The following is an 11,618-nucleotide window of genomic DNA, read 5'->3' as shown; positions in this document are numbered from 1 at the left end:
CCTCCCAATTCCTCCCAATCCTGTGAGGGGTCTTGAGAGGTGGTTTTGGGTACGACGAAATGGCCGTTGGAGTCTCCCCCGGTATCCGGTGCACCGGATACCGGGGTTGGCTCTTCAACGACCTCTGCAGCGGATGCTTGCTCGTTGATGAGGGCAAGTTCGGCTGCATCGATTTGCGCAGAGAATTCGTCAATCATCTGCTGCGCACTGATGGTCGGCAAAGAGCTGTTGGTGTGCACCACAGGCAAGGGTTCATCAATAACCTGCGAACCATCACCATCACCAGTGCCCTGGTTCTGGATCTGACTCCGGGAGAACTCTCTTACCTGCGAGTCGGTCTGCGACTGCACCACAGGCAAGGGTTCATCAATAACCTGCGAACCATCACCATTACCAGTGCCCTGGTTCTGGATCTGACTCCGGGAGAACTCTCTTACCTGCGAGTCGGTCTGCGACTGCACCACAGGCAAGGGTTCATCAATAACCTGCGAACCAGTGCCCTGGCTCCGGGAGAACTCTCTTACCTGCGAGGTGGCCTGCACCGCCGGCAAGGGTTCATCAATAACCTGCGAACCATCACCATTACCAGTGCCCTGGTTCTGGATCTGACTCCGGGAGAACTCTCTTACCTGCGAGGTGGCCACGACCGACCTACCAACCGGCTTATCTGACGGAGCGGATGCCTTGGTGGGCACCCCATTCTCAGTCAGCCAAGCCGCGCTCTTTGCACTAAAATACGGCGTCTTCGGGGCAGGTAGAAGATCTACCGCCCAACCAGCATTGTCCTTACGGGACGAGTTGCAGCTTCGACACGCCACGACCATATCCTCCGGAGTTTCTGCAGGAACTCCAGGATTCAAATGGTCATAGGTCGCGCCACGGCCGCCCTTCTGGTTACCCCAGTAAACGACGTTGCCGCACCAACGACATGCATCGCCGTCGCGAGCACGAATCGGCACAATCAACGAACCGTTCCTGGTGTCGTTACGCCGCCTGTTTTCCCATTCGATTTCCTCCTTCAAACGCATATGGAACAGGTCTTCATCCTCTACCAAACGATAGGCAGTGCGCCCATCATCCAGAGGCACCTCACCGGTAAGGTACCCGCAGAACGTCGCATCAGCAATAAACTTCTCTGCAGCTTCTGGAGTACCGGTGAACTTCAGAATGGAGCCGCGTTCAATAATGTAATCAGTCTTGAACGCCGCCGCCTCAACAGCCAAAGCCAGCACCTGACCAAACAGCGACCACATCGACTGCATGCTCGCGCCAGGAATCTCCAGCGCTCGCCACACAATGCGATGCTGCGCGGCCGTGTCGGATACTTTCAGCCAAGGCATGAGGGGGGCTCCTTGCGGTGGTAGCAGTGTAGAACATTTTTCTCTACAACTTGGTCAAAATCAGCAGAACACTGCTAATTAGTGATGTCTTTCTCAATGGCGGCATCCACCAAATCCTCATACATGAGGTCGAGCAGATGCTGGATTTGGGACATGCGCTCGCGTACCTTACGCTGGCGCTTGCCAAGGCTTGCGCTCCGCAGGTTTGCAGGGGTGAGCGGTGCGAGGCTCTTCTTTGCCTCTTCGACGCGCTCAAGAACCTCTGCTGATTCCTGCGGCGCTTCGGAAGCTTCATCAGCGAGCGCCGGCGGCTCGGTGAGCGTCATAGGGAGCGTCGGTTCTTCCTTGGTTGCTGAGGCGTCTGCGGTGGCGGTGAGTGCCTCTGCGTGTTGGCTTCGGCGGGATGCCTCCAGCTCGCGAATCTGGTTGATTGCTTCGCGGAGGCGGGGGTAGCTGTCGCTGTCTCGCTTCATGCTCATGGAGCGTTGCAGGAGCCCCTCAGTGAGCATGTAGGTGACGGCTCGGGTTGCTTTGCCGCCGCCGAGGTCTTCGCGCCACTTCCGCTTCCATTTGTTCGAGACTCCGGAAAGGAGGCAGCCTTTGGCGAGCGCGCCGATTGCTACTGCGAGGTCTGCGTTGTGGACCCAGATGCGGTCTGCGTCGTAGATGTGGCGGATGGGGGTGCCGTTGATGGTGAGGTCGGTGTCTGGCACCGCAATCGGGTAGTAGCGGTTCATGGGTGGTGTGTCCTTGGGGTGTGGGGCTTATTCGGCGTAGTTGGTGTCGTCGTGGGAGCTGGCGTGGAGCCTGGATTCTTCGAAGAGCTCTTCAACTGCGTCTTGGAGGACCAGGGAGTTGAGTGATTCAACGGCTTTGGTTTTTTCCTCCCCGCAGGTGACGCATTTGAGTTTGAATACCCTGCCTACGATCTCCATGTTTCGGGTGAGGGCGAAGACTTCGATGGTGAAGGGGGAGCCTTTGTGTTCCTGGTGTTCTTTCATCAGTGTTTCCTTAGATCGGTGTTTTCTTAGCTGACGAGGGTGTAGGTTGCCCAGAGCATCTTGCTGCGGGGGTAGCCTCCGGTGTAGAGGTAGACGTCGCCGCCGGGGTGTACGTCGAAGGTGCTGCAGGCGCGGGGTGCGAGTGCTGCGGCGACTGCGTCGATGATGGCTTTGGTGCGGGTTTCTTCTCCTCGGCGGCCGTCCCAGTAGGCGTAGGTGTGGATGATGTCTTTTTCGCCGGTGGCGGTGGGGTGGACGAATTCGATTGCGATCTTGTGGCTTGCCATGGTGGTGTTTCCTTGGGTGGTGTGGTGGGTGGGGTCCCCCGCCGCCGGTGTGGCTACTGTAGGAAAGGTGTGGCGGCGGGGGAAGCTTGTGGGTTGGTTAGATGTTGATGGAGGTTGTCATCATTGACCTGTAGCGGGCTTTGCCGGCGGCGCGGTTTCGTTGCCAGACTTTGACGTCTTCGGGGCGGTACCAGTAGATGCCGTCGTCGTCTTTGGCTGCGGGACGGAGGCGGATGCCGGCGGCTCGAACAGCGGCCCCTGAGTAGGTGCGGACGGTGCTGACTTTGATGCCTGCTGCGGCGGCGACCTGGCTTTCAGAGACGAGTTTCGTTCCTGGGTTGCAGGCTTCGAACATGGTCTTGTGGGGCAAATCAATCTTGTTGGTCATTGGTGGTGTTTCCTCGGGTGGGGCGGGGTTTGCGCCAGTGGATTGCTTGCATGTGGCGGCGGCAGAGCTTCTTGGAGGCTGCACGCTTTTCTAGCCATGCTTCGACGTCTTCGGGGCGGTACCAGTAGTTCCCGTTGAAGTCGCCTTTGGCTACTGGGCGGAGGCGGGAGGTGACGGCGGCTTTGATGGAGTCGCCAGCGTAGGCGCGCAGTGTGGTTTCTTTGATGCCTGCTTCACGCGCGACGGTTGCGGCGGGGAGCAGATGCTCACCGGGGTGCGCTTTCAACCATTCGGTGAGGGTTGGCAGGTCGCTGAGGGGTGAGTTAGCCATTGAGTCCTCCTTTGGTGTGGTCGTGGACAAAGCTGCCAATGAGGATTGCGGCGGAAGCAGGGGCGAGCGCAAGCGCGAAGATTAGTGCTCGGAAGGTGATTGTGGGCTGTGCGGTGCCGATTCCAACGAGGATTATGAAGGCGAGAGCGCAAGCCCAGACGAGGGCTTTTGCGGTGCGGATAGTGCGGTCGGTGGTCATGGTGGTGTGTCCTTGGGTTAGATGATGAGGAGGATGAAGATAGTGAGTGCTGCGGCGACCCAGAGTCCGAGGTTTATCCAGGCGAGGGTGATGAACTTCTTTTCCATCGCCTCGAGGTCGATACGAGTGATGGCGAGGTCAGAGCGAACGATGGTGATGTCGTGGTTCTGGCTCGTCTGCTTCGCGTGCAGGCGCTTGGTGTACTTATCGAGCTGAGCGAGCGCCTGGCGCTGGTCCTTGCCGGCGCCTTGCAGGATTCCGACTGCGACTTCGGTTTCGGTGAGCTTGCGTTCGGTCTCAACGATGCATTGCATTGCGAATCCGACGTTTGCGTTCACGTCCCTCGAATGCTGTTCGACCCGCCCGTTGAGGTGGTCGGTGAGGCGGCGGGTCTCGCATAGTTCGTCTTGGAGGGACGCGATGCTGTTGTCGAGGCTGTCGATGTCGGTGCGGACCTGGTCGTGGTTGTCGATGATTGTCTGGATGGCGGTGTGGCGGTGGTTGCGTCCTGCTGCGCGGTCGCGCTTGGTCTTGGGGGTGGTCATGGTGTGTCCTTTACTGGCTGGTGTGTGGTGGGTGGTGAGGTTATCTCTGTGTCAAATCGGCGATAAGATTACGGAGCTCTTCCGACCTCTTCTTTTTCGCCTCGGCCTCCTTGTAAGCTCGCGAGGCTTTATACGCTTCTAAGCCGTAGGCCCCGGCGACGATAGCTGAGATAACGCTGATACAGCAGCAGACGACGCTGAAGATTAGACTGAACTGCTCAGAATCCATTGGGGTTTGCCTTTCGGGTGTTAGAGGAGCTGTGAGACTTGGCTGCGGCGGTGACGCATCAGGTGCTCTGCGAGGCGGGTGATGCAGTGCTCTACCGCTTCATCTGAGAACTGGAGCGTGGCTTCGTCCGTGATCTGGTCGCTGGTGAGCGCGTCATGCAGTGTCACACCGCAGTCAAGAGGGCATGGAACGTGGATGTTCGCGCGGTTCTTGAACAGCTCGTTTTCGTGCAGGGTGGGTCGCAGGTCAGGTCGGAGGCTATTCCTGCGGTCCCAGCAGATGCGGGCGGCGGACAGGCACCGGTTCGCGTGAGCTACCAGCTCCACCCAGAAGTCGGGGTGCGCGGTCTTGATGTGTTCGGCTGCGGCAGTGCCCATAATGCGGGCGATGTTGCCGGGCTCCAGCTCGGCGTAGACTTCCTGGCATGCCCCGCAGTGGAGTGCGGGTGCCTTCTTGCCGCGCAGGCGCGGGTCTCGGGTGTGGGCGGTGAGGTGCCGTGCCCACCAGATGGTTCGGGCGTGCTCTGTGGCGAGCGCTTCGGCGGGGGTTAGGTGTTTCTCGTTCATTGGTGCTTCCTTAGTTGGTATGGTGGGTTGATGAACCCGATAGTGAATATGTGAGGAGTTATCTAATGCTTGCTAACCCTGCTCGTGAGCTGCTTCGCGTGTTTGAGAGCTGGTCGCAGCCCTCTTCTTCTGCACGTTTTGCACGCCCTTTGGATACTGAGGAGGAAATCTCGCAGGCTTTGCATGCGGCGCTTCTGCTGCGTGATATCCAGCGTCTTGTGAAGGTCGCGGAAGTTGAGCGCCCCGAACATAATTTGTCGTGGGCCTCGAAGTATTACGCCCGGTGGGCGCATGCGATTTTCCAGTACCCCCACGGGTGGGACTCTTCGTTCCACTTAGAGAGCTACGAGCTGGACGTGCTGTCTGCTTTGGCGGGTACCTTTGATGCATTCGCTAGCTCCTCTGAACCTGGGGTGCTTGATTGGCTCAACTCCCAGCGTGAGGCGATGGCTTCCAAGGTTCGCGAGGTCGCGGATTACGTTGCAGAGGACAAGGGGCTGAGCAGTTCTTTCCGTGCGTACATCCACGAGGTTATGTGCCGTGTGGAGGCCGCTTTCTCCGATGAGCTGAGCGGTAGCTTCAGCTTGTACAACGCATATATGGAATTCACTGTTTTAGTCGATGCAGTGTCTAACCGCACCACAGACCCCGAAGCGAAGGAGTTCTACCGCCGTGCATGGGACTGGCTGCAGGTTTCCGAGAACGCTAGGGCTCTTGCCTGGGCTGCTGCTCGTAAGGCGATCGGCCTCTAGGTTCCGCGCGGGCGGCAAGCTGGAATCGGCGTCGTGCAAGCGCCGACTCTACGACGGCAATTGCTTCTTTGACCGTGATATGCACCGTGGTGCTATCACGGTCTTTTGCGTAGAGGGCTAAGTCATCAATGATGTTGTACATTTCCTGGATGGCTTCGTCGGAGCAGAACCGCGGGCGGGTGGGCCTCTGGGTTTCGGGGGTGTTCATTGGTGTTTCCTCAGTTGGCGACGTGGATGCTGGAGTGGAGCCTGGATTCTTCGAAGAGCTCTTTAAGCGCGTTTTGGAAGGCCAGGGGGTTGAGTGATTCAACGGTTTTGGTTTTCTCCTGCCCGCAGGTTCCGCATTTGAGTTCGATGACCTTGCCTACGATTTCCCCGTTCCTGGTGAGCTGTAGGACTTCGAGGGTGAAGGGGGAAGCTTTGTGTTCTTTCATCGTTTTCTCCTTAGTTGGTGGTGTTGGTGACGGGGAGGGACTGGAGCCAGTCCATGACGGCGTGGCTGGTGTAGTAGATCCTGCCGCCGCGCTGGCCCCTGCTGGTGCGGATGAAGGCGGGGCCGGTGCGGGCGTTCCGCCAGTCGGCCAGAGTCTGCTCTTTCACGCCGAGAGCCTCAGCGAGCTCTTCAGGTGACCAGAGCGCTAGGTGGTCTTGAGGGATAGTCAGCATGTCCTGTTCCTTTATGTCGCTAAATGTTCCTATATAGAAACAGAAGGACAAAAATTATTTGGCGGGGGTGAGCTCAGTGAGGTGCTCTTGATAGAACCAGGAAGGTTTGACCCCCAATATTGTTGCAATGTCCCACAGTTCGTAGGCTCGAATCGGCGCATTGTGATTCTCGAGTGCTGATAGGCGAGTGCGGCTAATCCCGGCCTTTTCGGCAACCTCTGTTCGAGTGAGTTTCGTCTTCGCGAGTGCAAGCGAGAGGTTCTCCGCTAGGATTTCGCCAATCTGTCGGGTGCTCATGGCCACCTTCCTTTCTTGGTGATGCAACCATCATATGTTTATATTTATGAACAAGTCAAGCCGTTAATGAATTTTTTTTAGAAATTATAGATTTTCTCTGATTTTGCATGTAATGTAATGGCATGGCAGAGAACAAGAAGAAGACCGGGAATCGCAGGGGAACCGGCCCTGCTAACAGGTTTAGCCAGCTCCTTAATGCGGAGCTTCGCGCGGTCGTCGCATATCGACGGATGACCCTGCGCGACCTTGAAGAAGTGACAGGAGTTAGCAAGGCAAGGCTCTCAATGGCACTAAATCAAGACACTTCCCCCCTTAACACAAATGAGTTTGAGATTATTTGCAGGGCACTCGAGATTGACCCGGCCGAGGTCTGCTTCCGCGCTGAGGCGGCGCTACAGAAGGAGCTGGCAGCTGAGAATTCTTCCGTGTCCGACAAAGAACTGGCTGCGCAGATTCTCGCACGAGCCGAAGCTGCAACCCGGGCTGGCTATCGCCTAGCCGCACACCCCGCTGATAAGGTCATCACCGAAGACAGCCACGGCGCATAACCAGCGCACAATCACTAACTCACTCATGACTTCAACAGCAAATACATACGATCCAGAACGCCACGCCGCAAGCTTGGGTATCCGCATCGTCGAAGCCCAACCCCCAGCCGGCACACTCGCCCTCTGGGACGAGCAAACCAGGACCATACTCACCGCCCCGGGCTCCTGTGGCGACAGCGACGATGCGTCATAGCCCATGAGCTCGCCCACGCAATCAACGGAGACGAGCACTCCCCCATGGACGACGTCGCCTCCACCAAACGCGAGCGCCGCGCCGACGCTCTTGCCGCCGGCTGGCTCCTGCAGCCACATGCCGTGAAGACTGCTCTGGCGGTGGCTCCTGATTCTTTGCCTGCTGCGGCGGCTGAGCTTGAAGTGACTGAGCGTATCCTCTCTGCGTGGCTTTGGGAGCATAGCAAACGGGGCGGTCTGGATAGCTAGTCCAGTCCGCCCCGTCTGTGCATCATCAATCAATGTAAGGAGAAATAAGCGCTTATATCCGTCTGATGCAGTTCACTCACACAACAATAAGATGCCGACTCAGCTCGCCCTTGCAGGTTCCGCCTCGTAGTTATCGGTTATTGCCGGAGTAGTTTAGCTTCACGTGGCGATTGCGGCAAGAGTCTCAAGGTGTCGGCGTGTCGTGCGGCGGTTTTTGGTCAAAAAGATAACCGCCCCACCTACTGTATCCGGCAGTAGACGGGGCGGTTCCTGTGCAGTCCATGCTGAAGGAATGCTCGAACGAGATGACCGAGTTTAGCGTCACCTGCGGGCGAGCGCAAGTGAAAGGAGGCGAGGGTGGTTAGGGACCCTCTTCCGATTGGTTCTCATGGAAAGATTATGGCTCGGCGGATTAAGCCGAAACGCTGGATGGCGCGCGTCTATTTTCGTGATAGTGCTGGCGTGCGGCGGGAGGTGACGGCGCAGGGGCCTACTCGTGCGGCGGCTGAGCATCGTGTGAAGTTGAAGTTGTCGAGTCTGCCTGTGGCTGGTGCTGAGCTGTCCTCTGCGACGACGCTTAGGGAGGCTCTGGAGCGGTGGGTTTCTGGGTTGGATGATGGGTTGGCGCTGAACACCTTGCGTAATTACAAGCTGTGGGCTGAGCGCCTTTCTCAGAATCTTGGCTCTTTGCAGCTGAGAGAGCTCACAGCCGGGGCGCTGGATGCGTACCTGGCGGGTATTGATTTGCCTAGTGTGCGGTATAACCAGCGATTGACGCTCAAAATGGCGTTGGATGAGGCGGTGCGTCTTGGAGCTTTGCCGCATAACCCGGTTCTGGCGACTCGCCCGGTGAAGACCAAGAAGAAGGAAGTGCGAGCGCTGGATCTGGAGCAGGTTCAAGAGCTGCGGAGACTCGTTTCGGGGTTGCAGGCAACACCTACTTACAGCGGGTATCTTCCTGATCTTGTTGATGTGCTTTTGGGTACTGGGTGCCGTTGGGGTGAAGGTGCCGGCATCCGCTGGCAAGATGTTGACCTTGAGGCGGGGACTGTGACCATTTGCGGTACGCTCGTTCAGAAGGCGGGTTGGCAGGCTGATACGAAGACACATGAGGTTCGTACCCTGCAGGTGCCGCCCTTTGTTCTTGAGGTGCTTCGGAGGCGGCGCTCAGAGGCCCGTGAGGGCGCCGTGTTCGTGTTTGAGCAGGGCGGTAAGTCTCTGGCGTACAATTCGGCGAGGACATGGCTTGGTAGGGCGCTCAAGGGCTCGGAGTTGGAGTGGGTGACCTGGCATGTGCTGAGGAAGACCACTGCCACTTTCTTGGATGAGAGGTTGGGTATTGCGGAGGCATCTTTGCAGCTTGGTCATGCGTCGGAGGAGATGACGAGATCTGCCTATGTGCAGCGGAGTAAGCAGGCGGCGTTTGCGGAAGCGTTGGAGGGGCTGGCGGGCTAGATTTGGTCCCCATTTACTCCCCACTTTGAAACCAGTAAATGCCAAAAATGAACCAGTATTAAACCTGGCATAAAAAAGAAGAACCCCCGCATCTCCCCTAGTCAACTAGAGGAAATACGGGGGTTCATATAGTTTGCACACCTGTTACGTGTGCGCTCTCACATTAGAAAGCCTTGTTTACCAGCGCAGCAAGACCGGACTTCTTGTTTGCAGCGGTCTTCTTGTGCAGAACACCCTTGGAAACAGCCTTGTCCAGCTTACGGTTCACAAAACGCAGAGCCTCAACAGCAGCTTCCTGGTTCTGTGCCTCAACAGCAGCCTTGACCTTGCGGGTCGCGGTCTTCAGCTCGGACTTTACAATGTTGTTGCGCAGGCGAGCCTTCTCGTTGGTGAGGATACGCTTCTTCTGAGACTTAATGTTAGCCACAATTAAACTTTCTGTTTTGTCTTATTGGTCGGTGAGGGCGACGCTGGCCGATCATCGACTGAGCGGCGTGGGGATGCCTATGGCAACCGGCCAGCAGTGCCCGATGACCATCGGACACTCAACCACACATAATACCAGATGAACAGCCTCCACGACAGACCCCCGCGGAGAGAAAAATACTGTGAAAACCGCTACACGCAGCCTCCACATCCGGCGCAGACGATTGGCGCCGGTCGCCGGTGAAACTACCGGCACAGGGTGCTAGCCGTTACGGCGAGTCCACGCACGCTCAATCAGGCGGAACGTATCCTCCGGCATAATCGCACCCTCACGGCGCATCGAATCCGGGCGAACACGAATCACACGGTTCAGTTTCACCTCAGAAGCGCGGCCCTGCGGATCCCACGGACCCGAACCAATATCAAGGTAGTTCGAATCAGCGTGCTCACGGTTATTGTGATCCTTGCTGGTCATCATCAGCGCCAGCAGGTACTCACCGTCACGACCCACCAGAATCACCGGGCGGTCCTTACCCTGCGAGTGGTCCTCCTCGAAGGGAACCCACGTCCACACGATTTCACCCGGGTCAGCGTCGCCGTCCAGGGAGGGCGAGTACTCAAAGTTGATCATGTCGCGGTAATCGCCCGGGTAATCCGAACCGTCGGATGCGCCGGTCGAAGCCGGTGCGGAAGGCTTAGGTGCCGAGGACTTTACCGAGGAAGACTTCGGGGCGCTCGGCTTAGGCGCCGAAGAGCCGGAGGTACGAGCCTCACCCTGACGAGAATCATCCTTGTGGGATTCGCTCTTCTGGGAGGACTCGGAGTCACCCTTAGACGCAGTAGCGTCGTTGAGGGCATCCTCTGCCGCCTTCTGCAGGAAGGGCAGCAGGGCAAAGAAAATTTTCTTCAGAATTTCGAGCATGGGCTCTATTATGCACTACAGGCGCGGCGGTAGAGCAATCGCCAAAACAGCCTGCTCCACCGCATACACCGCGTCCTGCGACTCGCCCTTCAGCTGGGCGTCAGCATCAGCCAGAAGCTGCACAATATGCGCCAACTGGGCGCCGGTAAAACGGCGGCCGTCACGCTGAGCCTGCTCAACCTGCCACGGCGCCATACCCACCTCACGAGCCAGCTCGTTAGCACTCATGCGCACGTGGTGCACGCGCGCAATATTGCGGATACGCATAGCGAGCGCACCGAGCATCGGAATCGGCTCCGTTCCGGTGGCAAGAGAGTGGCGGAGCAGACGCAGTGCCTCCGGGGCGTTGCCGGAAATCGCGGCGTCACTCACGCGGAACGCGGTGACCTCGGTGCGGCCGCCGTAGTAGCGGTTCACCGCCTCTTCGGTGATGTCGCCGGGCACGTCAGAGAGCAGCTGCTGGCAGGCGGCGGCAAGCTCCGCAGTGTCAGATGCGGCAGCCGTCAGCAGCGCCAGGGCGCCACCGGTGATGGGGCGCTGGGCGGCGGCGAACTCCCCTGCCAAGAACTCGCTCTTCTCGCGGTCGGTCTTGAGCGCCTTGCAGTTGATGAGCACGAACTGGGAGCGCACCAGGTCGATGAGCTTCTTGCCGCGGTTACCGCCCGAGTGGTTCAGAATGAGCATGATGTCCGGCTCGGGGGCGTTCAGGTAGGCGAGCGTATCGGTCAAAAACTCGTCGCTCATGGAGGCTACGTTCTCAACCTCAATGATCTTCGCCGAACCGAACAGGGAGGGCGAAGCGTGCAGGGTCAGCTCCCCCGCCGTGTAGGTGGCGGCGTTGATCTGAACGCGGTCCACCTCCGGGTGGATGCTGCGGAACAACTCACGCAGGCGCGCCGCAGCGCGGGAGGCGAAGTACTCCTCCGGGCCGTAGAGCATGACGGCGGGTGCCGGGGTGACGGTACGCCACGCGGTGTCGAGGGCGGGGCCGCCTCGGCGGGCGTAGCCTCGGGAACCACCACGCTGGGTTGAACGCTTACGCTCGGACACGCTTATCACTCACCTTTATCTGCAGGGTACGGGCTGAACTCGGCCCCGCTGCGCACGGGGGTGCTGCGCGGGTAGAGTCTTGAGTATCCATCATAGCGTTTTCTTCTCAGATGCCTCCTAGCGTTGGTTAGGGTTAGTTGGTCAGGGTCAGTCGGTCAGAGGTAGATGCTTGCGG

20 protein-coding genes are annotated in these 11,618 nt (G+C 58.3%); 4 read left to right on the top strand and 16 right to left on the bottom strand.

What is annotated here, in order from left to right; all coding sequences use genetic code 11:
• The 10 genes from AB8C10_RS04065 to AB8C10_RS04020 all read right to left on the bottom strand — a co-directional run.
• On the bottom strand, nt 1–1,340 hold a 1,340-nt coding region (locus AB8C10_RS04065), incomplete at its 3' end, for a hypothetical protein (protein WP_368866913.1).
• Between the two features lie 74 nt (nt 1,341–1,414).
• On the bottom strand, nt 1,415–2,077 hold the full coding sequence (locus AB8C10_RS04060; protein WP_368866912.1) for a hypothetical protein: 663 nt from the start codon (nt 2,075–2,077) through the stop codon (nt 1,415–1,417).
• A 27-nt stretch (nt 2,078–2,104) separates the two neighbouring features.
• Nucleotides 2,105–2,341, bottom strand: coding sequence for a hypothetical protein (locus AB8C10_RS04055; RefSeq protein WP_368866911.1), 237 nt, complete (start codon nt 2,339–2,341; stop codon nt 2,105–2,107).
• Between the two features lie 26 nt (nt 2,342–2,367).
• A complete protein-coding gene (locus AB8C10_RS04050) occupies nt 2,368–2,628 on the bottom strand; it encodes a hypothetical protein (protein WP_368866910.1) in 261 nt (86 codons plus the stop codon).
• Between the two features lie 97 nt (nt 2,629–2,725).
• Nucleotides 2,726–3,016 (bottom strand): hypothetical protein, encoded by a 291-nt coding sequence (locus AB8C10_RS04045; protein ID WP_368866909.1) that lies wholly within the window; start codon nt 3,014–3,016, stop codon nt 2,726–2,728.
• Complete coding sequence (locus AB8C10_RS04040) at nt 3,000–3,347, bottom strand: hypothetical protein (protein WP_368866908.1); 348 nt, start codon at nt 3,345–3,347, stop codon at nt 3,000–3,002. The genes AB8C10_RS04045 and AB8C10_RS04040 overlap by 17 nt, the downstream gene beginning before the upstream one ends.
• Nucleotides 3,340–3,546 carry a hypothetical protein gene (locus AB8C10_RS04035; protein ID WP_368866907.1) on the bottom strand — a complete coding sequence of 69 codons (207 nt, stop codon included), beginning with the start codon at nt 3,544–3,546 and terminating at the stop codon, nt 3,340–3,342. Before AB8C10_RS04035 ends, AB8C10_RS04040 begins: the two co-directional genes overlap by 8 nt.
• A gap of 17 nt (nt 3,547–3,563) precedes the next feature.
• Complete coding sequence (locus AB8C10_RS04030; RefSeq protein ID WP_368866906.1) at nt 3,564–4,091, bottom strand: hypothetical protein; 528 nt, start codon at nt 4,089–4,091, stop codon at nt 3,564–3,566.
• A gap of 40 nt (nt 4,092–4,131) precedes the next feature.
• Complete coding sequence (locus AB8C10_RS04025; RefSeq protein ID WP_368866905.1) at nt 4,132–4,320, bottom strand: hypothetical protein; 189 nt, start codon at nt 4,318–4,320, stop codon at nt 4,132–4,134.
• Nucleotides 4,321–4,340: 20 nt separating this feature from the next.
• Nucleotides 4,341–4,886, bottom strand: coding sequence for a hypothetical protein (locus AB8C10_RS04020; protein ID WP_368866904.1), 546 nt, complete (start codon nt 4,884–4,886; stop codon nt 4,341–4,343).
• A gap of 65 nt (nt 4,887–4,951) precedes the next feature.
• Between AB8C10_RS04020 and AB8C10_RS04015 the strand changes: the two genes are divergently transcribed.
• Entirely contained in the window at nt 4,952–5,638 is a 687-nt protein-coding gene (locus AB8C10_RS04015; RefSeq protein WP_368866903.1) for a hypothetical protein, read from the top strand.
• Between the two features lie 218 nt (nt 5,639–5,856).
• Here AB8C10_RS04015 and AB8C10_RS04010 read toward each other — a convergent pair whose 3' ends face one another.
• The 3 genes from AB8C10_RS04010 to AB8C10_RS04000 are packed head-to-tail and all read right to left on the bottom strand — an operon-like array spanning nt 5,857 to nt 6,601.
• Nucleotides 5,857–6,072, bottom strand: coding sequence for a hypothetical protein (locus AB8C10_RS04010; protein ID WP_368866902.1), 216 nt, complete (start codon nt 6,070–6,072; stop codon nt 5,857–5,859).
• 10 nt (nt 6,073–6,082) lie between these two features.
• Nucleotides 6,083–6,304: a helix-turn-helix domain-containing protein gene (locus AB8C10_RS04005; RefSeq protein ID WP_368866901.1), complete on the bottom strand. Its 222-nt coding sequence runs from the start codon at nt 6,302–6,304 to the stop codon at nt 6,083–6,085.
• Between the two features lie 54 nt (nt 6,305–6,358).
• Nucleotides 6,359–6,601: a helix-turn-helix domain-containing protein gene (locus AB8C10_RS04000; RefSeq protein WP_368866900.1), complete on the bottom strand. Its 243-nt coding sequence runs from the start codon at nt 6,599–6,601 to the stop codon at nt 6,359–6,361.
• A gap of 122 nt (nt 6,602–6,723) precedes the next feature.
• On the opposite strand from AB8C10_RS04000, the gene AB8C10_RS03995 reads away from it, so the two are divergent.
• The 3 genes from AB8C10_RS03995 to AB8C10_RS03985 all read left to right on the top strand — a co-directional run bounded on the left by AB8C10_RS03995 (nt 6,724) and on the right by AB8C10_RS03985 (nt 9,045).
• Nucleotides 6,724–7,149 (top strand): helix-turn-helix domain-containing protein, encoded by a 426-nt coding sequence (locus AB8C10_RS03995; RefSeq protein WP_368866899.1) that lies wholly within the window; start codon nt 6,724–6,726, stop codon nt 7,147–7,149.
• Nucleotides 7,150–7,194: 45 nt separating this feature from the next.
• The gene (locus AB8C10_RS03990) at nt 7,195–7,590 is read left to right on the top strand and encodes an ImmA/IrrE family metallo-endopeptidase (protein ID WP_368866916.1); all 396 of its coding nucleotides are present in this window, start codon (nt 7,195–7,197) and stop codon (nt 7,588–7,590) included.
• A 399-nt stretch (nt 7,591–7,989) separates the two neighbouring features.
• A complete protein-coding gene (locus AB8C10_RS03985) occupies nt 7,990–9,045 on the top strand; it encodes a tyrosine-type recombinase/integrase (protein WP_368866898.1) in 1,056 nt (351 codons plus the stop codon).
• A 163-nt stretch (nt 9,046–9,208) separates the two neighbouring features.
• Here the strand turns inward: AB8C10_RS03985 and rpsT are convergent, their stop codons facing one another.
• The 3 genes from rpsT to holA all read right to left on the bottom strand — a co-directional run bounded on the left by rpsT (nt 9,209) and on the right by holA (nt 11,443).
• Nucleotides 9,209–9,472, bottom strand: coding sequence for a 30S ribosomal protein S20 (rpsT, locus tag AB8C10_RS03980; protein WP_005505969.1), 264 nt, complete (start codon nt 9,470–9,472; stop codon nt 9,209–9,211).
• A gap of 261 nt (nt 9,473–9,733) precedes the next feature.
• A complete protein-coding gene (locus AB8C10_RS03975) occupies nt 9,734–10,393 on the bottom strand; it encodes a type II toxin-antitoxin system PemK/MazF family toxin (protein WP_070688195.1) in 660 nt (219 codons plus the stop codon).
• 15 nt (nt 10,394–10,408) lie between these two features.
• Entirely contained in the window at nt 10,409–11,443 is a 1,035-nt protein-coding gene (gene holA, locus AB8C10_RS03970; protein ID WP_368866897.1) for a DNA polymerase III subunit delta, read from the bottom strand.
• Between the last annotated feature and the right edge of the window lie 175 nt (nt 11,444–11,618).

The sequence above is a fragment of the Rothia mucilaginosa genome (genome assembly GCF_964210535.1).
Classification (GTDB): Bacteria; Actinomycetota; Actinomycetes; order Actinomycetales; family Micrococcaceae; genus Rothia; species Rothia mucilaginosa_F.
Note: the sequence above shows the minus strand (reverse complement) of the source record. Positions and strands in the feature narration are given on the sequence as shown.